Annotated in this window: 1 protein-coding gene; it reads left to right on the top strand. The window is 71.9% G+C overall.

What is annotated here, in order from left to right; translation table 11 throughout:
* Positions 1-161: 161 nt before the first annotated feature.
* A partial coding sequence (locus N5079_RS35190; RefSeq protein ID WP_261588550.1) for a hypothetical protein occupies positions 162-398 on the top strand: 237 nt, incomplete at its 3' end.

Raw genomic sequence — 398 nt, 5'->3', positions numbered from 1 at the left:
TTGACCCGCCGCGCCGCCGAGCGTGAATACGTCTTCGCCTATGACCTGTCGACCCGTCTGGCTGCCGTCCGCCACGCCCTGGCGGCGGAAATCATCGACAAAGCCCGCGCCCTGGTCTTCCACGACTGGCTGGAGGGCGTCCCGACCCCCTCGCGCACGCGGTGGCCGGCCACCTGCTCCCGAAGGCGGGGGCATGCACGACCAGCCAGCTGAAAGACAAAATCAAGACGCTGCTGGTGGCCGCCGACCCGCACTGGGCGCGGCGCAAGTACGAGCGGGCGCTGCAACGCCGCCGCCTCGAAGGCATGCGGCACGCCGACGGCACCGCGACCATCACCGGCCACCAACTGCCCGTCGACCAGGCCGCCGCCGCCATCGCCCGGGTGGACGCCATCGCC

Source organism: Planotetraspora sp. A-T 1434, assembly GCF_025420585.1.
GTDB lineage: Bacteria > Actinomycetota > Actinomycetes > Streptosporangiales > Streptosporangiaceae > JAOEGB01.
Note: the sequence above shows the minus strand (reverse complement) of the source record. Positions and strands in the feature narration are given on the sequence as shown.